At 70.1% G+C, this 19,633-nt stretch carries 20 protein-coding genes and 1 pseudogene; 3 read left to right on the top strand and 18 right to left on the bottom strand.

Annotated features, from left to right (window positions below):
* Window positions 1-58 precede the first annotated feature (58 nt).
* Window positions 59-1,493, bottom strand: a pseudogene (locus ACFYZE_RS32130) (alkaline phosphatase PhoX).
* A gap of 234 nt (window positions 1,494-1,727) precedes the next feature.
* Window positions 1,728-3,152, bottom strand: a complete 1,425-nt coding sequence (locus ACFYZE_RS32135; RefSeq protein ID WP_389001886.1) for a hypothetical protein — start codon at window positions 3,150-3,152, stop codon at window positions 1,728-1,730.
* A 310-nt stretch (window positions 3,153-3,462) separates the two neighbouring features.
* Here ACFYZE_RS32135 and ACFYZE_RS32140 point away from each other — a divergent pair, with 310 nt between their 5' ends.
* Window positions 3,463-5,289, top strand: coding sequence for an endonuclease/exonuclease/phosphatase family protein (locus ACFYZE_RS32140; protein ID WP_389001889.1), 1,827 nt, complete (start codon window positions 3,463-3,465; stop codon window positions 5,287-5,289).
* 13 nt (window positions 5,290-5,302) lie between these two features.
* Here the strand turns inward: ACFYZE_RS32140 and ACFYZE_RS32145 are convergent, their stop codons facing one another.
* The 5 genes from ACFYZE_RS32145 to ACFYZE_RS32165 form a co-directional block, all read right to left on the bottom strand.
* Window positions 5,303-6,040, bottom strand: coding sequence for an SRPBCC domain-containing protein (locus ACFYZE_RS32145; RefSeq protein WP_389001892.1), 738 nt, complete (start codon window positions 6,038-6,040; stop codon window positions 5,303-5,305).
* A 14-nt stretch (window positions 6,041-6,054) separates the two neighbouring features.
* Window positions 6,055-6,684, bottom strand: coding sequence for an ArsR/SmtB family transcription factor (locus ACFYZE_RS32150; RefSeq protein WP_389001895.1), 630 nt, complete (start codon window positions 6,682-6,684; stop codon window positions 6,055-6,057).
* 83 nt (window positions 6,685-6,767) lie between these two features.
* The gene (locus tag ACFYZE_RS32155; RefSeq protein WP_389001898.1) at window positions 6,768-7,472 is read right to left on the bottom strand and encodes an antibiotic biosynthesis monooxygenase; all 705 of its coding nucleotides are present in this window, start codon (window positions 7,470-7,472) and stop codon (window positions 6,768-6,770) included.
* Between the two features lie 95 nt (window positions 7,473-7,567).
* Entirely contained in the window at window positions 7,568-8,230 is a 663-nt protein-coding gene (locus tag ACFYZE_RS32160; RefSeq protein WP_389001901.1) for a hypothetical protein, read from the bottom strand.
* Window positions 8,227-8,379 (bottom strand): hypothetical protein, encoded by a 153-nt coding sequence (locus ACFYZE_RS32165; protein WP_263229291.1) that lies wholly within the window; start codon window positions 8,377-8,379, stop codon window positions 8,227-8,229. Before ACFYZE_RS32165 ends, ACFYZE_RS32160 begins: the two co-directional genes overlap by 4 nt.
* 285 nt (window positions 8,380-8,664) lie before the next feature.
* Here ACFYZE_RS32165 and dapA point away from each other — a divergent pair, with 285 nt between their 5' ends.
* Window positions 8,665-9,567: a 4-hydroxy-tetrahydrodipicolinate synthase gene (gene dapA, locus ACFYZE_RS32170; protein WP_389001904.1), complete on the top strand. Its 903-nt coding sequence runs from the start codon at window positions 8,665-8,667 to the stop codon at window positions 9,565-9,567.
* A gap of 124 nt (window positions 9,568-9,691) precedes the next feature.
* Here the strand turns inward: dapA and dapD are convergent, their stop codons facing one another.
* The 3 genes from dapD to ACFYZE_RS32185 all read right to left on the bottom strand — a co-directional run bounded on the left by dapD (window position 9,692) and on the right by ACFYZE_RS32185 (window position 11,631).
* Complete coding sequence (dapD, locus tag ACFYZE_RS32175) at window positions 9,692-10,681, bottom strand: 2,3,4,5-tetrahydropyridine-2,6-dicarboxylate N-succinyltransferase (RefSeq protein WP_389001907.1); 990 nt, start codon at window positions 10,679-10,681, stop codon at window positions 9,692-9,694.
* Between the two features lie 93 nt (window positions 10,682-10,774).
* A complete protein-coding gene (locus tag ACFYZE_RS32180; protein ID WP_389001910.1) occupies window positions 10,775-11,311 on the bottom strand; it encodes a TetR/AcrR family transcriptional regulator in 537 nt (178 codons plus the stop codon).
* Window positions 11,311-11,631, bottom strand: a complete 321-nt coding sequence (locus tag ACFYZE_RS32185) for a DMT family transporter (protein ID WP_389001913.1) — start codon at window positions 11,629-11,631, stop codon at window positions 11,311-11,313. The genes ACFYZE_RS32180 and ACFYZE_RS32185 overlap by 1 nt, the downstream gene beginning before the upstream one ends.
* Before the next feature lie 285 nt (window positions 11,632-11,916).
* On the opposite strand from ACFYZE_RS32185, the gene ACFYZE_RS32190 reads away from it, so the two are divergent.
* A complete protein-coding gene (locus ACFYZE_RS32190; RefSeq protein WP_389001915.1) occupies window positions 11,917-12,771 on the top strand; it encodes an AbfB domain-containing protein in 855 nt (284 codons plus the stop codon).
* 87 nt (window positions 12,772-12,858) lie between these two features.
* Here ACFYZE_RS32190 and ACFYZE_RS32195 read toward each other — a convergent pair whose 3' ends face one another.
* The 8 genes from ACFYZE_RS32195 to ACFYZE_RS32230 are packed head-to-tail and all read right to left on the bottom strand — an operon-like array spanning window position 12,859 to window position 19,457.
* On the bottom strand, window positions 12,859-13,194 hold the full coding sequence (locus tag ACFYZE_RS32195) for a metal-sulfur cluster assembly factor (protein ID WP_389001918.1): 336 nt from the start codon (window positions 13,192-13,194) through the stop codon (window positions 12,859-12,861).
* A complete protein-coding gene (gene sufU, locus ACFYZE_RS32200) occupies window positions 13,191-13,658 on the bottom strand; it encodes a Fe-S cluster assembly sulfur transfer protein SufU (protein ID WP_103844433.1) in 468 nt (155 codons plus the stop codon). The genes ACFYZE_RS32195 and sufU overlap by 4 nt, the downstream gene beginning before the upstream one ends.
* A gap of 17 nt (window positions 13,659-13,675) precedes the next feature.
* Window positions 13,676-14,932 carry a cysteine desulfurase gene (locus ACFYZE_RS32205; RefSeq protein WP_389001921.1) on the bottom strand — a complete coding sequence of 419 codons (1,257 nt, stop codon included), beginning with the start codon at window positions 14,930-14,932 and terminating at the stop codon, window positions 13,676-13,678.
* Window positions 14,929-15,693, bottom strand: a complete 765-nt coding sequence (gene sufC, locus ACFYZE_RS32210) for a Fe-S cluster assembly ATPase SufC (protein ID WP_200423271.1) — start codon at window positions 15,691-15,693, stop codon at window positions 14,929-14,931. The genes ACFYZE_RS32205 and sufC overlap by 4 nt, the downstream gene beginning before the upstream one ends.
* 7 nt (window positions 15,694-15,700) lie before the next feature.
* A complete protein-coding gene (locus ACFYZE_RS32215; RefSeq protein ID WP_103844430.1) occupies window positions 15,701-16,021 on the bottom strand; it encodes a non-heme iron oxygenase ferredoxin subunit in 321 nt (106 codons plus the stop codon).
* Window positions 16,018-17,202: a Fe-S cluster assembly protein SufD gene (sufD, locus tag ACFYZE_RS32220; RefSeq protein ID WP_389001925.1), complete on the bottom strand. Its 1,185-nt coding sequence runs from the start codon at window positions 17,200-17,202 to the stop codon at window positions 16,018-16,020. Before sufD ends, ACFYZE_RS32215 begins: the two co-directional genes overlap by 4 nt.
* A gap of 60 nt (window positions 17,203-17,262) precedes the next feature.
* Window positions 17,263-18,684, bottom strand: coding sequence for a Fe-S cluster assembly protein SufB (sufB, locus tag ACFYZE_RS32225; RefSeq protein ID WP_389001928.1), 1,422 nt, complete (start codon window positions 18,682-18,684; stop codon window positions 17,263-17,265).
* A complete protein-coding gene (locus ACFYZE_RS32230) occupies window positions 18,681-19,457 on the bottom strand; it encodes a helix-turn-helix transcriptional regulator (RefSeq protein ID WP_389001931.1) in 777 nt (258 codons plus the stop codon). The genes sufB and ACFYZE_RS32230 overlap by 4 nt, the downstream gene beginning before the upstream one ends.
* Window positions 19,458-19,633: the final 176 nt, after the last annotated feature.

The following is a 19,633-nucleotide window of genomic DNA, read 5'->3' on the forward strand; positions in this document are numbered from 1 at the left end:
CGCTGGCCGAGCGAACGAATTATTTGTCGTCGTCAGTCGCCGGCGTTCAGTCGCGCCTCTACCGCTTCCAGGGCCCCGTGATCGCCAGCATGATGCCGGGTTCCTGGATGTTGGCGTACAGGGTCCTGCCGTCGGGCGAGAAGGTGACGCCGGTGAATTCGCTGTACTCCGGCTCGGCGTCCGTGCCGATGTTCAGTTCGTTGCGGGCGATGGGGTAGGTGCGGCCGCTGTCGGTGGCGCCGAAGAGGTGCTGGATGCCCTCGCCGTCCTCGGCGATGACCAGCCCGCCGTACGGGGAGACGGTGATGTTGTCGGGGCCGTCGAAGTTGCCGTCCTCGGCCGGGTCCGGGTTCACGCCGAGCAGGACCTTCAGGGTGAGGGTGCGGCGCTTGGGGTCGTAGAACCAGACCTGGCCGTCGTGCTGGACGGGGCCCTCCTCGCGGGCGTAGGAGGAGACGATGTACGCGCCGCCGTCACCCCACCACATGCCCTCCAGCTTGCGGGCGCGGGTGATCTCGCCGTCGGCGAACTGCTTGCGCACGGGGACCGTCTTCGCGTCGCGGTCCGGTACGTCGATCCAGTCGACGCCGTAGACGGTGCCGGTCCTAGTGGCACGGGAGAGGTCGTCGACGAACCTGCCGCCGGAGTCGAAGCACTTGAAGGCCTGCAGGCGGCCCGCGTCGTCCGCGAGGGCGCGCAAGCTTGCCGCGGCCGTGCTCGAAGCCCTCCGGCGGGGTCCAGCGGTACAGCAGGCCGTTGGGACCGGAGGCGTCCTCGGTCAGGTAGAGGTGGCCGCGCTTGGGGTCGACGACGACTGCCTCGTGGGCGTAGCGGCCGAGCGCCTTGATGGGCTTGGGGTCGCGGTTGGCGCGCCGGTCGGCGGGGTCCACCTCGAAGACGTAGCCGTGGTCCTTGGTCATGCCGTTCTGGCCGGCCTTGTCCTCGGTCTCCTCACAGGTCAGCCAGGTCCCCCAGGGAGTGTTGCCGCCGGCGCAGTTGGTCGAGGTGCCGGCGATGCCGACCCACTCGGCGACGTGGTCGTGGCGGACCTCGACGACGGTGCAGCCGCCGGACGCGGCCGGGTCGTAGACCAGGCCCTCGGTGAGCGGTACCGGGTACTTCCACTTGGAGCGGGGCCCCTTGAGCTCGTGGTTGTTGACGAGGAGGGTGGCGCCGCGGGGGCCGGGGAAGGTGGAGGTGCCGTCGTGGTTGGACGGGGTGAACTCGCCTGATTCCAGCCTGGTCCTGCCGCTGTAGGTGATGACGCGGTACGAGAAACCGGCGGGCAGGGCGAGGATGCCGTTCGGGTCGGGGACGAGCGGTCCGTAGCCCACGCCGTCGTGCCGCTGCTCCTGGTTGCCGTCCGTGGTCCCGGTGTCGGTGGACGCAAGGGCGTTCGGAGCGGTGGCGAGGGCGCCGACGCTGCCGGCCAGGGCGATGCCGGCACCGGTGACCGCGGACTGCCTGGCGAAATCCCTGCGGGTGAGCGACATGCTGTCTCCTGTGGGAGGGAGGGAGTCGGTCGGGGGGTGGGGCGGACCTCCGCTGGGCGCACACGCTCCCGCTCGCTCCTGAACTCCCATTGAACGACGGCCGACGGCTGGGCACGCTTTCCCATGAATCCGCAAAGCGCAGCTCTGGCGGGGGCGCAGGCACACCAATAGCGGGCAATGCCGAGGCAACGTCCCGCCCCGTCATCCACCAAGCAGGGCCACGGCGTTCTACGGTCAACCCCCCTGCTGCGACCGCGCCTTGAACGCCGCCTTCCTCGCCTCCTTCGCCACCTTCTTGTCCGGGTGCAGGCGCCCCATCGCCTCCAGGACGTCCGCAGTCGCCGGATGGTCCACCCGCCAGGCCGTGGCGAAGAAGCCGCTGTGCTGGGCCGCCAGGCCCTCCACCAGGCCCTGCAGCTCCTCCGAGTTGCCCTCGGCCGCCAGTTGCGCGGCCAGCGTGTCGATGGTCAGCCAGAACACCATCGACTCCGGCGGTGCCGGCACGTCCGCCGCTCCGCGCTCGGTGAGCCATACCCGTGCCAGGCCGCCCAGTTCCGCGTCGTCCAGCACCTCACGCAGTGCGGGTTCCGCCTGAAGTCCGACGAGGGACAGCGCCTGCTGGCAGCGGAGTCTGCGCAGGGGCGCTCCGGCGTCCGTGCCCCGCGCGGCGGCCAGCAGCTCCCGCGCCGCCGTCAGCGGTTCCCGGCGTGCCAGCCACTGCTCCGTCTCCGCCTGCGCGGCTGCCGGCGGAAACCCCGACGTGCCGTCGAGCAGGGCGTCCGCACCCTTGTCGGCCAGCTCCCCCACCGCGGGCGCCGTCATCCCGGCCTCCTGCAGCCGGATCCGCATCCCGTACAGCCCGAGCGGCGTCAGCCGCACCATCCCGTACCGGCTGACGTCCGTCACGTCGACGGCCGCCGTGGACTCGTCCTCGGCGTCGGTCATCAGCGCCTCGTCGACCGGCTGGAAGTCGACGAGCCCGATGGGCTGAAGGATCCGGAACTGGTCGTCCAGCCGCATCATGGCGTCCGAGACCTGCTCCAGGACGTCGTTGGTGGGTTCGCCCATGTCGTCCGGCACGATCATCGACGCGGCGAGGGCGGGCAGCGGCACCGCGCTGTCGCCGGGCCCCTCCTCACTGACCGTCAGCACGTAGAGGTTGCCGAGCACTCCGTCGAGGAACTCGGCCTCCGCCTCCGGGTCCCAGTCGAGGGCAGACAGGTCGATCCCGCCGTCCTTCCCCATGGCGTCGACGAGCCCGTCCAGCTCGGGCACGCTCGCGTCGGCGAGCACGGCCTCGAGCGCGCCCAGCCACACGCCGAGCACGTCGCTCGGACTGCCGGAGGTGAGCAGTGCGAGGTCCGCTCCGGTGGTGACCGTCCCCGCCTCCTGGTCGACGACCTGGACGAGGCCGGCGTCGACGGCGACCCGCCAGGCCTCGCTCGCGGCGGCGGCGTCCTCACCGGTCAGCCCGAGGACCTCGGCCGCGGCAGGCAGCTGTTCCTCGACCAGCTCGCCCCCGGGGCCGACGCGCGTGTCCGGTCCGGCCCAGCGGGCGAGCCGGGCGGCGCGGGAGAGCAGGGGTGTGGCGAGCGCGTGCCGTGCGAGCTCCGCCTCGGAACGCAGCCGGACCGGCGGCAGGAGGGAGCTGTGTGACATCGGCTGGGTCTCCTTGGGGACGTACGTGGTGGCCGAGGGGCGCCCCGAAACACACTGCTCAGCCTAGACGGATTTCCACCCATGCCGCCTGGTTCATCTCCTCGCCGGCTGCCGTACATGGCCGAAACCTTGACAACTGGCCTGAGAACACAGGAGATTGACGCGCGTAGAAGTCGGGGGACAGCTGTTCACTGAGGTTCGGTGCCGTCCGCCGTCCGCTACGCGCGTCGCCACCGCCCCACCGGTCGCGGCCCCCGGTTCCACGCTCCACTTCGTCCCGGCGCCCACGTATCTCCCCGGAGGGATTCCGTTGCCGAGCAAGTCTTCCGCGCGGCTCGCCGCGCTCACCGTCGCCGCCGTCTGCTCCGCCGTGTCCGGTGTGGTCCTCACCTCTCCCGCGCACGCGGACACCGTGCGCATCCACGACATCCAGGGCACCACCCGGATATCACCGCTCGCGGGCCAGAAGGTCACGGACGTGGCCGGAATCGTCACGGGTGTGCGGACCTACGGCTCGTCGAGAGGGTTCTGGATGCAGGACCCGACCCCGGACGACGACCCGGCCACCAGTGAGGGCGTCTTCGTCTTCACCAGCTCCACCCCGAAGGTCGCGGTCGGCGACGCGGTCACGGTGACGGGCACGGTCTCGGAGTACGTCCCGGGCGGCACCTCGTCCGGGAACCAGTCGGTCACGGAGATCACCAAGCCGACGGTGACGGTCCGTTCCAGCGGCAACGCCGTCCCGGCGCCGGTCGTGATCGACGAGGACTCCGTGCCGGACCAGTACACCCCGGCGGGTGACCCGGCCGCGAACGGCTCGATCAACGGCCTGACGCTTCGGCCGTCGACGTACGCCCTGGACTACTACGAGTCCCTGGAGGGCATGAACGTCCAGGTCGCCGACGCCCGCGTGGTCACCGCGACCGACCCCTACAGCGAGCTGTGGGTCACGGTGAAGCCGTACGAGCACCGCAACCGCCGCGGCGGCACCGTCTACGGCTCCTACGACTCCCAGAACACCGGCCGACTGCAGATCCAGTCACTGGGCTCCACCGCCGACTTCCCGCAGGCGAACGTCGGTGACACGCTCGCCGGCACCACGACCGGCCCGCTGGACTACAACCAGTTCGGCGGTTACACCCTGGTCGCCGGCCGGCTGGGCACGCTCGAGAGCGGCGGGCTGGAGCGGGAGACCACCCGCAAGCAGGAGCGCGGCGAGCTGGCCGTGGCGACCTACAACGTGGAGAACCTGGACCCGTCGGACACCACGTTCGCGGCCCACGCCTCCGCGATCGTGAACAACCTGCAGTCGCCGGACATCGTGTCCCTGGAGGAGATCCAGGACGACAACGGCGCCAAGGACGACGGCACGGTCGACGCGAGCCAGACGGTGAACAAGCTGATCGACGCCATCGTCGCGGCGGGCGGCCCGAAGTACGACTGGCGCTCGATCGACCCGGTCAACGACCAGGACGGCGGCGAGCCCGGCGGCAACATCCGCCAGGTCTTCCTGTTCAACCCGGAGCGGGTCTCCTTCACCGACCGGCCGGGCGGCGACTCCACGACGGCCGTGGGTGTCACCAGGGTGCACGGCAAGGCGCAGCTGACGGTGTCGCCCGGTCGCATCGACCCGGCCAGCGACGCCTGGAAGTCCAGCCGTAAGCCGCTGGTCGGCGAGTTCGTCTTCCGCGGCAGGACGGTCTTCGTGATCGCCAACCACCTCACCTCCAAGGGCGGCGACCAGTCGCTGCACTCGCAGTACCAGCCGCCGACCCGCAGCTCGGAGGTTCAGCGCCACCTGCAGGCCACCGAGGTGAACGCCTTCGTCAAGGACATCCTCGACACGCAGAAGAACGCCGACGTCGTCGCGCTCGGCGACATGAACGACTTCGAGTTCTCCGACACCGCGAAGATCCTCGAGGGTGACGGCGAGCTGTGGTCGGCGATCAAGTCGCTGCCGAAGAGCGAGCGGTACACGTACGACTACCAGGGCAACGAGCAGGTCCTGGACCAGATCCTGGTCAGCCCGTCGATCCGCCGCGGTTGCGACCTGGACTACGACAGCGTGCACATCAACTCGGAGTTCCACGACCAGATCAGCGACCACGACCCGCAGGTGCTGCGGTTCCGGCCGTAACCGTCTTTCGGGTTCAGGGCTGGCCGAACACCCCGTCCAGCCAGCCCTGCCAGGCGGCCTCGTTCGCCTTGGCGTCGGCGTCCGGTGCGAAGTCGTGGACGCTGATGCCGACCGGCGCGCCCCAGTGGTTGCGGCCGAAGAAGCGGACGAGGGCGTCGTCGGTGCGCAGTCCGATGAAGTACGGGTTGCGGAAGTCGAGTACGGCGTCGAGGAGTTGGCCCTCCGGGCCGCGGGCCTGGACGCGCGCCCCCTCGGGGGTGCCGTCGGTGAGTCCGAGGGCCCGTCCGACGGCGGTGAAGGCGTCGGGCGCGGTGGACGCGTCCGGCCCGTTCAGGGTCGCGAAGGCGACCGGGCGGGGCGCGAAGTGGGTCAGGTACTCGCGCAGGGTGTGCAGGTAGAAGTCGGTGTGCTTGCTCGCGCCGTCGTACTGGTTGTCCCAGTCGTCGGTGAAGATGCCGCTGTGCACGTACCGCACCCAGGCGCGACGACCCTCCTCACGCGGCTCGATGGTGTGGTCGAGCTGGTTGACCGACTGGACGGGGAAGCCGACGTCCTCGCTGCGGTTGGTGTAGCGGTGCGGTGGGTCCCAGGCGGTGACCTTGGATCCGAAGGGCCCGCTGCCGCCGACACGGGGCTCGGGAGGGTCCATCGGCCACAGATAACCGCCTGTGCCGGTGGTGATCGCCTCCCACACCTCCTCGGGCGTGGCGTCGACCTCGAACTCGCGGGCGATCTCGAATTCCTTGGACATGACGGGGCTCCTGCTCACTGGGATTCTTGCGGAGAGTCGAGTTCGGGCGCGGTCCCGGTGCGGTCCTTGACCGTGGGGTGGACGGCCACGACGATCCGATGGTCGCGGCCGCCCTCGGCGTCCGGGGCGTCGTACTTGCGGATCAGGGCGCTGACGCCCGCCGTCAGCTCCTGCACGAACGCGGCACGGTCGGCGGCCGAGGCGAAGCGGACCTCGCCGTCGAGGGCGTACGTCGCGAGCCGTTTGCGGGCCTTGGCCGCGCCGGTGACGAGCGAGCCGACGTCGCGGACCAGCCGGGCGCCGAGGGCGAGCAGCCAGCGCGCCGAGAGCTGGTCACGGAAGCGGTCCGGGTCGGGCTGCACGGAGGCGAGCGCCAGCGGACTGATCACGTACGACGCCGCGGTGGCCCGCATCAGCCGCTCGGTGACGTTGCCCTTGCGGCGCTCGCCGGCCAGCTCGACCAGGCCGTGCCGCTCCAGGGCCTTGAGGTGGTAGTTCACCTTCTGCCGGGGCAGGCCGACCTTTCCGGCCAACATGGCGGCCGACGCGGGCCCCGCCGCCAGCTCGGCGAGCAGCCGGGCGCGGACGGGGTCCAGCGAGACGGCCGCAGCCTCGGGGTCCTCGATCACGGTGACGTCCAACATGGCTCCACCCTCCCACCGAAAACTTTTTTTGTCCAGACGGATAAAGCTTTCGGTCGGAGGGCCGGCGGAGGGCACCGCGAATGTCAGTCCGGCAGGAGTCCGAGCGCGTGGTCGTAGCGGCTCACGGTGGTGCTCTTGAGGCCGGGCCACGTCTGCACGCGCTCCCACCGGGCCGTGGCCGAGCCGATGCCGTCACCGGGCGCGGCAAGCGCCTCCAGATGGGCCTGGGCGCTCTCCCACTCGGCGTAGTTGAGGACCCGGGTGCCGTCCGTGCTGAGGTGGAAGTGGGCGGAGATGCCGCCGGGATGCGGGTTCGGCTCGCTCTGGAGCGCCTCGACGACGGCGTCGACCCAGGCGCGCTGCCGCTCGGGGTCGGGCCCCTCGAACTCGATGTCGACGATCACGATGCATCCGGGCACGCGTCCCGCCCGGTCGGCCGGGACGTGGCTGCGGTAGTGCCGGTACCGGCCGAGCCAGAGCCGTTCGATGCCCGGTACCGCGGTGTCGATCTCGTCGACGCGTTCCTGCCGCTGCGTCTTGAGGTACGCCTCAAACGCCTGCTCGTCCACCCAGCGCGAGTGGTGCAGCAGGGTGGAGGTGTCATGTCCGGTGTAGACGTGGTAGGCGAGCAGCCCGTCGGCCGGCCACGGCCGGCGCTCCCAGGTCTCGGCGATGGCCTCGACCGCCTGCCGCTGCCGCAGGGGCGTCCCCACACGCCAGGTACTGAAGAAGGGCGCCTGCGCCCTGGAGTCCGTGAGGTCGGGGTGCATGGTGGTACGACGGGTCATGAAAAGCCTCCGTGGTCGGTGCTGCCGCATGCACCGACCACGTTCCGACCTCGACCTAACTTGAGGTCAAGTCCGGCTGCTTCGGCCCGGGTTGGTCACCGCACGGGTCCGCCGCCCTCCAGGCGCGCCAGCCGGCTCTGGAACCAGTCGAGCCGGGCCTGGAGCAGGGCCGCCTCGGCGACCAGTTCGGACACGCCGAGATCGGCCGGCGGGGCCTCGGCGCCCGACGCGGCCCGTACCCGCAGCCCCTCCCCCGCGAGCCCGGCGAACGCCGCGAGCGACAGGGACGTACGGCCGCGTACGCACCCCGCGCACGACGCCTGCAGGACGCGCCAGCCCGGCCGCCCCCAGCCGGCGTCGGCCAGCGCTGCGGCCGATGCTCCGCACGCGCAGGTCCCGACCGTCATGGTCCGCACCCGCTGGCGCGCGTACCGGAAGCCGCGTTCGAAGCGGATGTACGCGCCGAGGACCGAGACCTCGAGCAGCACGGCCGCCCGGTGTTCCCCGGTGCACAGCAGCGCCTCCGCCTCGGCACGGTCGTGGACGCAGTGGAAGCCGCAGTCGCAGCGGCGGTGCGGCGCGCGGTGCCGCAGGCCGTAGACGCACCGGGCCTCGTCGAGGACCGCGTAGGGCAGCGCGCCGCCCAGCGACACACCGGCGAACCCGGCCCGGGTGCCGTCCTGGGACAGCACCGGGTGGGCGATCTTGTATCCGGTCGGCGGCTCCGTCGGTCGTTCCTCGGGGAGCCGCAGTCTCATCGCGCGACCGGGACCTCTTCGGGGGCGGGCGCCTCCTCGACGGGCTCCGCGATGTCGGCGACGTCGGCGACCCGGAGGTCGGCCTGTTCCTCGTGCACCTGCGGGCGCTCCTCGGCGACCCCGGTGGCGAGTGCCTTGCCCAGCTTCATGACGCCTCCCGGCTGTTGGTTACCGTCCCGGCCATGGTGACCCACGCGGCCCGTTTTGGCACCAGTGCCTGGTCGCCGACGGTTCCCGGACCGCGCACCCCCCGCGCCCCGCACCGCGCCCCCCGCGCTCGGCTCACCGGGCCCGAGCGCCTCCGCCACCGCTCCCTGACCTGGGACTACGAGGACTCGATCCGCTGGGGGCCACACCGAACACAAGCAGCTCTAACCAATATCCTGAAGAAGAATTAAGTGGAGCTTCACAGTCGCGGTGCCGAGACTACTCCCATGACGACCGCATCCCTCACCGTCCGTCCCTTCGGCCGCGCGCTGTGCGCCATGATCACACCCTTCACGGAGGCGGGTGCGCTCGACCTCGACGGCGTGCAGCGGCTCGCCGACCTGCTCGTGAGCGAGGGCTGCGACGGCCTGGTGCTGTCGGGCACCACGGGAGAGTCCCCGACCACCACCGACGCCGAGAAGGCCGCGCTGGTGCGGGCGGTCCGGGAGGCGGTCGGCGGGCGGGCGTCCATCGTCGCGGGCGTCGGCACCTCGGACACCCGGCACACCGTGGAGCTGGCACTGGCGGCCGAGAAGGCGGGCGCGGACGGGCTGTTGGTGGTCACGCCGTACTACAGCCGGCCCCCGCAGGACGCGGTCGAGGCCCACTTCCGTGAGGTCGCCGACGCCTCGGGACTGCCGCTCATGGTCTACGACATCCCGGGCCGCACCGGCACCCGCATCGAACCGGAGACGATGATCCGGCTCGCGGAGCATCCGCGGATCGTGGCGGTCAAGGACTGCGCGTACGACTTCCTCGGCACCCAGAAGGTGCTGGCGCGGACCGGGTTGGCGTACTACGCGGGCTGCGACGAGCACAACCTCGCCCTGTACGCGGTCGGCGCCGCCGGTTACGTCAGCACGGTCGCGAACGCCGTCCCGCGCAGGCTCCGGTCGGTCCTGGACGCGTTCGAGGCGGGGGACACGGCTCGGGCGGCCCGGCTGCAGCAACAGGCCACCCCGCTGATCGACATGATGATGTCCGCCGGCCTGCCCGGCACGGTCACCGCCAAGGGCCTGCTGGGGGCGCTCGGCCTGCCCGCGGGCCCGGTCCGCCCACCGCTGCGGCCCGCCGGCCGCGAGACGGTCGACGGACTGCTGGCGGCGTACGAGCGGCTGGTGACGGCGTGATCACCGCAGCGCGTTCTGCGGCAGGTCCTCGGCGAGGTGCCGGTCGCCGCCACTGAGGGGGCCCACCGCCCGGGGCGACGGGGCACCTGCGCGCAGGCGCGGGCGCCCGGTCCCCGGCCGATGATCAGTTGTGGCTGTGGAGGACGTCGTTCAGACCGCCCCAGACGGCGTTGTTCGGGCGGGCCTCGACCTTGCCGGTGACGGAGTTGCGGCGGAAGAGGATGTTGGAGGCGCCGTTGAGCTCGCGGGCCTTGACGATCTGGCCGTCGGGCAGGGTGACCCGGGTGCCGGCGGTGACGTACAGGCCGGCCTCCACGACGCACTCGTCGCCGAGGGCGATGCCGACGCCCGCCTCCGCGCCGATCAGGCAGCGCTCGCCGATCGAGATGATCACGTTGCCGCCGCCGGACAGCGTGCCCATGGTCGACGCGCCGCCGCCGATGTCCGAGCCGTCGCCGACCACGACGCCCGCGGAGATGCGGCCCTCGACCATGGAGGTGCCGAGCGTGCCGGCGTTGAAGTTCACAAAGCCCTCGTGCATGACCGTGGTGCCCTCGGCGAGGTGCGCGCCGAGGCGGACCCGGTCGGCGTCGGCGATGCGGACGCCCTTGGGGGCCACGTAGTCCGTCATGCGCGGGAACTTGTCGATGGAGGTCACCTGGAGGTGCAGGCCCTCGGCCCGGGCGTTCAGGCGCACCTTCTCCACGTCGTCGACGGCGACAGGGCCGAGCGAGGTCCAGGCGACGTTGGCGAGGAGGCCGAAGACGCCCTCCAGGTTCTGGCCGTGCGGCTTGACCAGGCGGTGGGAGAGCAGGTGGAGGCGCAGATAGACGTCGTGCGTGTCGATCGGCTTCTCGTCGAGCGAGGCGATGACCGTACGCACCGCGACCACCTCGACGCCCCGGCGGGCGTCCGGGCCGATCGCCTTGGCGGCGCCTTCGCCGAGCAGCTCCACGGCCTTCTCGGCGGACAGCCGCTCGGTGCCGGACGGGCCGGGCTCGTCGGCCAGCTCGGGCGCGGGGAACCAGGTGTCGAGAACGGTGCCGTCGGCGGCGACGGTGGCGAGGCCGGCGGCCACAGCACCGGTGGGACGGGGAGCAGTCGTGTCGGTCATAGGGGAAACCTAACGTGGCCGGGCGCGCGGGGGCGAACCGGTGCGGGACCGTCTCAGGTGCCGGTCGGCCTCGTCGCCGGAGCCGGGCACGGATCAGGGGATGACCCGCGCCAGAGCCTCCCGGGCGTACTCCTCGTCGTACGGCGCCCCCGTCAGCAGTACCTGCAGACAGATACCGTCGAGCAGGGCGAGCAGGGCCCGCGCCGTGGCCGGATCCGTACGCCGCGCCAGCAACTCGGCGGTCTGCTCCGTCCACTCGGCCGCGACGGGCCGTAGCGCCGGGCGGCGCAGGGCCGCGAGATACAGCTCGTACTCCAGCTCGACGCCCGGGCGGTCGCCGTCCAGCCACTGACCCAGCAGCCGGGCGAGGTCCGCCGCGAGGTCGCCCTCGGTGTTCTCCAGCAGGCCGCTCTCGGTGAGCGTCCTGGCGAACCCCTCGTTCGCCTGCCGCAGCGCGGCGACCATCAGCTCGTCGAGGGTCCTGAAGTGGTACGTCGTGGAGCCGAGCGGTACGTCGGCCTCGGCGGCGACCGAGCGGTGGCTCAGTCCGGCGATGCCCTTCTGTCCCACCACCCGGATCGCCGCGTCGATGATGCGCCGGCGCCGCTCGGGGTCGTAGCGGCGGGGCATCAGTGCGCACCTCCCAGGTTCAGGACCACCACCCCGCCGACGATCAGCGAGATCCCGGCGATCTTCGCAAGGCCCAGCCCCTCCCCGAACAGCACCAGCCCGATCATGGCGACGGTCGCGGTGCCGGCGCCGGACCAGATCGCGTACGCGGTGCCGATCGACAGGGTCTTCAGGGTCTGCGCCAGCAGCAGGAAGGAGACGACATAGCCGAGGAGGGTCACCAGCGAGGGCCCGAGCCTGCTGAACCCGTCGCTGTACTTCATGGCGGTCGTGGCCGCGACTTCGGCGGCGATGGCCCCGGAGAGGAACGCGTATCCCATGTGGACGAGTGTACGCATCGATATGTACGCCCGTACACATCCCGGCACGCACGGAATGGGGACACATGGGCGCGCCGCCGAGAAACCGCTCTCTCAAACGGGTGCTGAGAACCCGTCATGTCCACTACTGTTTCACCGGTCGATCACCCGGCTTTCACGGTCGCCGCCGTTCCGCGTGCCCGTGCCCCGGGTCGGCCCCTGCCTTCCTTGCTTTCTCCCGTTGTGCCACGACCCGCTTTCTGACGATTCCGCGTCCGCCGTACGGCGACGCCGAGGGAACCGCGCATGCCAGACACCAACCCCCCACCCACTCCGGACCGGCCAGCCCCTTCCCCGGTGTGGGAAACCGGTGACGTCCCGGGCGAGGCCCGGACACCGGGATCCCGCAGACTCTGGGCGGCAGGGCTGCTCGCCGTGGCCGTCTTCTCCACCAGCGCGATAGCGATCTCCGTGCTGGGCAACACAAGTGGCTCCCCGTCACCGAGGCGCGCGCAGGACGCCGCCGTCGCGCTGGGTGACCCGGACGTGCCCGACTTCTCACTGCCCCCCTCCCCCGTTGCGGCATCCAGCGGGAAGAGCGGTCTGACGTCCGGCAAGGCGTCCCCGGCCACCAAGGCCGACTCGCCCTCTCCCGGGGCCGCCGGGCACACGGCCGGGGCAGAGCCCGCCGCTCACGCCTCGAAGCCGTCCGCCGCCAAGCCCCCGAAGTCCACGCCGTCCGCCATTCGAAGCTCGGTCCGCTCGGTCAACTACCCCGACCGCTACTGGCACATCAGCGGCGACTACGTGAAGCTCGATCCGATCGGCTCCGCCCCGGCCCGCCGTGACGCCACTTTCAGGGTCGTCAAAGGCCTGGCGAAGGCGACCTGTTACTCCTTCGCCACGGCCGACGGCAGCTACCTGCGCCACCGGAACTTCCTGCTGCGCGACGAGCCCGACGACGGCTCCTCCCTGTTCCGGCAGGACGCCACCTTCTGCCCCCGCCCGTCGTCGTACTTCGGAGCGATCATGCTGGAGTCGGTCAACTACCCCGGCCGCTTCCTGCGCCACCAGAGCTTCCGGCTCAAGCTGGACCCGTACCAGGCCGACGACCTGTACCGGGCGGACTCGGCGTTCCGTCTGGTGGACGGACTCGCCTGAACCCGTCCGGGCACGCGAAACGGCGAGGCCCCATCGGACCTCGCCGTTTCTCCCGGCTCGTGGCTCTTGCCTCGTGGCTCGTGGATCTCAGACGTTGAACCCGAGCGCCCTCAGCTGCTCGCGGCCGTCGTCCGTGATCTTGTCGGGGCCCCACGGCGGCATCCAGACCCAGTTGATGCGCAACTCGCTCACGAGGCCGTCCGTGGCGGACTTGGCCTGGTCCTCGATGACGTCCGTCAGCGGGCAGGCCGCCGAGGTCAGGGTCATGTCGACGGTGGCGATGTTCGCCGTTTCGTCGATGTGGATGCCGTAGATCAGGCCGAGGTTGACGACGTCGATACCCAGCTCGGGGTCGACGACGTCCATCAGGGCCTCACGGAGTTCCTCCTCCGAGACCGGCTTCATCTCCACGGTGTCGCTCATGCCGTCTTCCTTTCGGCCTCGGCTCCGCCCAGCGCCTGGGCCGTCGCGTCCTTCCACGCCATCCAGCTCAGGAGGGCGCACTTCACCCGCGCCGGGTACTTGGACACCCCGGCGAACGCGACCGCGTCCTCCAGGACGTCCTCCATCGCGTCGTCGGGCTCGATCCTGCCCTTGGACTGCATCAGCTCCAGGAACGTCTCCTGGATCTTCTGCGCCTCGGCCAGCTCCTTGCCGACGAGGAGCTCGTTCAGCACGGAGGCCGAGGCCTGGCTGATGGAGCAGCCCTGGCCCTCGTACGAGACGTCCTTGATCGTCGTGCCGTCGTACTTCACGCGAAGGGTGATCTCGTCGCCGCACGTCGGGTTCACGTGGTGCACCTCGGCGTCGCCATCCCGAAGACCACGCCCATGCGGGTTCTTGTAGTGGTCCAGGATGACTTCCTGGTACATGGAGTCCAGCTTCACGTTTCAGCTCACGCCCCTCAGCCGAAGAAGTTCCGTACGTGCTCCAGGCCCTCGACCAGAGCGTCGATCTCGGCCGGCGTGGAGTACAGATAGAACGACGCTCGCGTGGTCGCAGGAATTCCGTACCTGAGGCACACCGGGCGGGCACAGTGGTGCCCGACGCGGACCGCTATGCCCTGCTCGTCGAGGACCTGGCCCACGTCGTGCGGGTGGATGTCGCCGAGCGTGAAGGAGATCGCCGCGCCCCGGTCCTCGGCCGTGGTGGGGCCGATGATCTTCAGCTCGGGAACCTCGCTCAGCCGCTTCACCGCGTACTCGGTGAGCGCGTGCTCATGGGCGAGGATCTTGTCCATGCCGATCGAGTTGAGGTAGTCGATCGCCGCGCCCAGACCGACCGCCTGCGCGATCGGCGGGGTGCCCGCCTCGAACTTGTGCGGAGCCGGAGCGTACGTCGACGAGTGCATCGACACCGTCTCGATCATCTCGCCGCCGCCCAGGAACGGAGGCAGGTCCTCCAGCAGCTCCTGGCGACCCCACAGCACGCCGATGCCGGTCGGGCCGCACATCTTGTGGCCGGTGAAGGCCACGAAGTCGGCCTGGAGGGCCTGCACGTCCAGCGGCATGTGCGGCGCGGCCTGGGAGGCGTCGACGCAGACCAGGGCGCCGACCTCCTGGGCGCGGCGCACTATCGCCTCGACCGGGTTCACGGTGCCCAGGATGTTCGACACCAACACGAAGGAGACGATCTTCGTCTTCTCCGTGATGATCTCGTCGATGTTGGACAGGTCGAGGCGGCCGTCGTCGGTCAGGCCGAACCACTTCAGCTTCGCGCCCGTGCGCTGCGCCAGCAGCTGCCACGGCACGATGTTGGAGTGGTGCTCCATCTCCGTGATGACGATCTCGGTCTCGGAGTCCACCCGGTAGGGCTCGTCGGCCCATCCGAGCATGTTCGCCACGAGGTTCAGCGACTCGGAGGCGTTCTTGGTGAAGATCACCTCGTCGCGGCTCGGCGCGTTGATGAACTCGGCGACCTTGTCACGCGCGCCCTCGTACAGCGCCGTGGCCTCCTCGGCGAGCACATGCACACCGCGGTGGACGTTGGCGTTGTAGCGCTCGTAGTACTCGCTGAGGGCGTCCAGCACCTGGCGCGGCTTCTGCGACGTCGCCGCGTTGTCCAGGTACACGAGCTTCCTGCCGTCGTGGACCAGTCGGTCCAGGACGGGGAAGTCCTTACGGATCGCCTCGGTGTCGAGGAGGCCCGGCAGCTGTGTCACGCGGATGCGCCACCCTTCGTGTATGCCTCGTAGCCCTCGTCCTCCAGCTTGTCGGCGAGCTCGGCGCCGCCGGACTCGACGATCCGGCCGCCGGAGAAGACGTGGACGAAGTCGGGCTTGATGTAGCGCAGGATGCGCGTGTAGTGCGTGATCAGCAGGGTGCCGACCTCGCCGGTCTCGCGGACGCGGTTGACGCCCTCGGAGACGATGCGAAGCGCGTCGACGTCCAGGCCCGAGTCGGTCTCGTCCAGGATCGCGACCTTCGGCTTGAGCAGCTCGAGCTGCAGGATCTCGTGACGCTTCTTCTCACCGCCGGAGAAGCCCTCGTTCACGTTGCGCTCGGCGAAGGACGGGTCCATGTTGAGGCGCTCCATGGCCTCCTTGACCTCCTTCACCCAGGTACGCAGCTTGGGGGCCTCGCCGCGGATGGCGGTGGCGGAGGTGCGCAGGAAGTTGGAGACCGAGACGCCGGGGACCTCGACCGGGTACTGCATCGCCAGGAACAGGCCCGCACGGGCGCGCTCGTCGACGGACATCTCCAGGACGTCCTCGCCGTCGAGCAGCACGGTGCCGCTGGTGATCGTGTACTTGGGGTGACCCGCGAGGGAGTAGGCGAGGGTCGACTTGCCCGAGCCGTTGGGGCCCATGATGGCGTGCGTCTCGCCCTGCTTCACGGTGAGGTCGACGCCCTTGAGGATCTCCTTCGTGGCGTTGTCGGCCTCGACGGTGACGTGCAGGTCTCGGATTTCAAGCGTTGCCATGGGTGCCTCAGGACTCCTGGGTGAGGGAGACGAGCACGTCGTCCCCTTCGATCTTTACGGGGTATACGGGGACGGGGCGCGTCGCGGGAAGGGCGTCCGGCTTGCCGGAGCGGAGGTCGAAGCGCGAGCCGTGCAGCCAGCACTCGATGTGGCAGTCGTCGACCTCGCCCTCGGACAGGGAGACGTTCGCGTGCGAACAGATGTCGTTGATCGCGAACACCTCGCCCTCGGTGCGCACGACGGAGATGGGCGTGCCGTCGAGTTCCACCCGCTTCGGGGTGTCCTCCTCCAGCTCGCTCAGACCGCAGACACGTACGAAGGCGCTCATGCGACGGACGCCTCCAGCTCCTCTTCGATCTTGGCGATCAGCCGCTCCTCGATGTCCGCGACACCGATCTGCTGGACCAGCTCGGCGAAGAAGCCGCGGACCACCAGGCGGCGCGCCTCGTGCTCCGGGATACCGCGGGCCATCAGGTAGAACAGCTGCTCGTCGTCGAAGCGGCCGGTGGCGCTGGCGTGGCCGGCGCCGACGATCTCGCCGGTCTCGATCTCCAGGTTGGGGACCGAGTCGACCCGGGCGCCGTCCGTCAGGACGAGGTTGCGGTTCATCTCGTACGTGTCCGTGCCCTCGGCCCTGGCCTCGATGAGCACGTCACCGATCCACACGGCGTGCGCGTCGTCGCCCTGGAGCGCGCCCTTGTAGACGACGTTCGACTTGCAGTGCGGGGTGTTGTGGTCGACGAAGAGACGGTGCTCCTGGTGCTGGCCCTGGTCGGTGAAGTACAGGCCGAACAGCTCGGCCTCGCCGCCGGTGCCGGCGTAGGTGACCCGCGGGTGCAGACGGACGACGTCGCCGCCGAAGGTCACGACCACGGACTTGAAGCTCGCGTCCCGGCCGACCAGCGCGTTGTGCTGGGCCACGTGCACGGCCTTGTCGTCCCAGTCCTGGACGGAGACGACGGTCAGCTTGGCGCCGTCACCCAGGATGTAGTCGACGTTGGCGGCGAGCACCGCGTCACCGGTGTGGTCGATGACGACGACGGCCTCGGCGAAGGCGCCCAGCTCGATGACCTGGTGGCCGAAGGCGGTCCCGCCCTCGCCGTGCACCGCGATGCGGATCGGCTCGGTGAGGACGGTGTCCTTGGCGACGGTCACGACCGAGGCCTTCTCGAAGGCGGAGTACGCCTGGGCGGCGACGCGGTCCACCGGGGTGCCCGCCTTGCCGAGCCGCGCGTCGTCGCGGCCGACGGTCTCGACGGTGACACCCTCGGGGGTCCCGACGGCCACCTTCACGCCCTCGCCGTTCGCGACGGCGGTGCCGTCGTGCAGCCCGCGCAGCCGCTCCAGCGGCGTGAAGCGCCACTCCTCCTCGCGGCCGTGCGGGACCGGGAAGTCCGCCACGTCGAAGGAGGGCGGCGCGCTCATGCGCGTGGCGACGGTCGACTCGGCGGCGACCGCGATCGAGCCCGCGGTGGTGGACCCCACGGGGATGTTCTGGGCCTCAGCCATGGCTGTCGTTGTGCTCGCTTTCTTACGTATCTGGCGTGACGGGGGCTTGGCGGTGGGCGGTCAGCCGACCGCGCCCTCCATCTGCAGCTCGATCAGCCGGTTGAGCTCCAGCGCGTACTCCATGGGCAGCTCCTTGGCGATCGGCTCGACGAAGCCGCGCACGATCATCGCCATCGCCTCGTCCTCGGAAAGGCCGCGGCTCATCAGGTAGAAGAGCTGGTCCTCGGAGACCTTCGAGACGGTGGCCTCGTGGCCCATGGAGACGTCGTCCTCACGGACGTCCACGTACGGGTACGTGTCCGACCGGGAGATGGTGTCGACGAGCAGCGCGTCGCAGAGCACGTTCGACTTCGACCCGGCGGCGCCCTCGCCGATCTCGATCAGACCACGGTAGGACGTACGGCCGCCACCGCGCGCGACGGACTTCGACACGATGTTGGACGACGTGTTCGGCGCCATGTGGACCATCTTGGCGCCCGCGTCCTGGTGCTGGCCCTCGCCCGCGAAGGCGATGGAGAGGGTCTCGCCCTTGGCGTGCTCGCCCATCAGGTAGACGGCCGGGTACTTCATCGTCACCTTGGAGCCGATGTTGCCGTCGACCCACTCCATGGTCGCGCCCTCGTAGGCCACGGCGCGCTTGGTGACCAGGTTGTAGACGTTGTTCGACCAGTTCTGGATGGTCGTGTAGCGGCAGCGGGCGTTCTTCTTGACGATGATCTCGACGACCGCGGAGTGCAGGGAGTCCGACTTGTAGATCGGGGCCGTACAACCCTCGACGTAGTGCACGTAGGCGCCCTCGTCGACGATGATCAGGGTCCGCTCGAACTGGCCCATGTTCTCCGTGTTGATGCGGAAGTAGGCCTGGAGCGGGATCTCCACGTGCACGCCCTTCGGCACGTAGATGAAGGAGCCACCGGACCACACGGCGGTGTTCAGCGCGGCGAACTTGTTGTCACCGGCCGGGATGACCGTGCCGAAGTACTCCTTGAAGAGCTCCGGGTGCTCCTTCAGCGCGGTGTCGGTGTCGAGGAAGATGACGCCCTGCTCCTCCAGGTCCTCACGGATCTGGTGGTAGACGACCTCGGACTCGTACTGGGCCGCGACACCGGCCACGAGGCGCTGCTTCTCCGCCTCCGGGATGCCCAGCTTGTCGTACGTGTTCTTGATGTCCTCGGGGAGGTCCTCCCAGGACTCCGCCTGCTTCTCCGTGGAGCGCACGAAGTACTTGATGTTGTCGAAGTCGATGCCGGACAGGTCCGAGCCCCAGTTCGGCATGGGCTTCTTCTCGAAGAGCTTCAGGCCCTTCAGGCGCAGCTTGGTCATCCACTCCGGCTCGGACTTCTTCGCCGAGATGTCGCGGACGACGTCCTCGTTGAGGCCGCGCCTGGCGGAGGCACCGGCCACGTCGGAGTCGGCCCAGCCGTATTCGTACTTGCCCAGGCCCTCGAGCTCAGGGTGGGCAGTCTCCGTGGGGAGAGTCATGCGGGGTTCCTCCCGGCCGTGCTTGCGGATGCGTTGTGGGTGGTCTCGGAAATCTTCGAAGCCTTGCGGGGCGTCTGGTGCGCCGCCTTGGGGATGAACGTCGTGCAGACGCCGTCGCCGTGCGCGATCGTGGCCAGTCGCTGGACGTGCGTGCCGAGCAGCTGGGAGAAGACCTCCGTCTCGGCCTCGCACAGCTGCGGGAACTGCTCCGCGACGTGGGCGACAGGGCAGTGGTGCTGGCACAGCTGCTCGCCGACCGGTGCGCTGCGCGCCGTAGCAGCGTACCCGTCCGCACTCAGGGCCTTGGCCAGCGCTTCGGTCCGCTGTTCCGGGGCAACGGCCTCGATCGCCTCGCGGTACGCGCCGGCCTGGGCGGCGAGCCGGGCGCGGGCGAACGCGGCGACGGCCGCCTCACCGCCCTCGCGCTCGGCGATCCAGCGCAGGGCGTCCGCGGCGAGCTTGTCGTACGACTGGTCGAAGGCGTCGCGGCCGCAGTCCGTGAGCGCGAAGACCTTGGCGGGCCGCCCGCGCGTGCGCGTGCCGTACACGCGCTGCTCGCGCGCCTCCACCACGTCGTCGGCCACGAGCGCGTCCAGATGGCGGCGTACCGCCGCCTGGGTGAGTCCCAGCCGTCCGGCCAGCTCGGCGACGGTCGACGGGCCGTGGTCCAGGATGGACCGCGCGACCCGGTTGCGCGTTGAGCGCTCCCCGGTCGCGAACTCCTCCTGAGGGGCCCCCACCGGGGTCTCCCGAGCCTCGCCGACGTTTTTCACAACGCCATTGTTGCGTAATTCCGCAGAAGCTGACAAGCGCCGTCCGGACGGCGGCCGGTGCGGTACGTCACTTAGGCATACCTAAGCCTTGATCCACCGAGGTGGTTCGAGAGTGATCTCTCGATCGAGTTCTGAGTCCGCTTTGGACTGGTGGCTGGGTGGGGGCGGGTGGTATC

Origin of the sequence: Streptomyces sp. NPDC001796 (assembly GCF_042892355.1) — a bacterium.
Classification (GTDB): domain Bacteria; phylum Actinomycetota; class Actinomycetes; order Streptomycetales; family Streptomycetaceae; genus Streptomyces.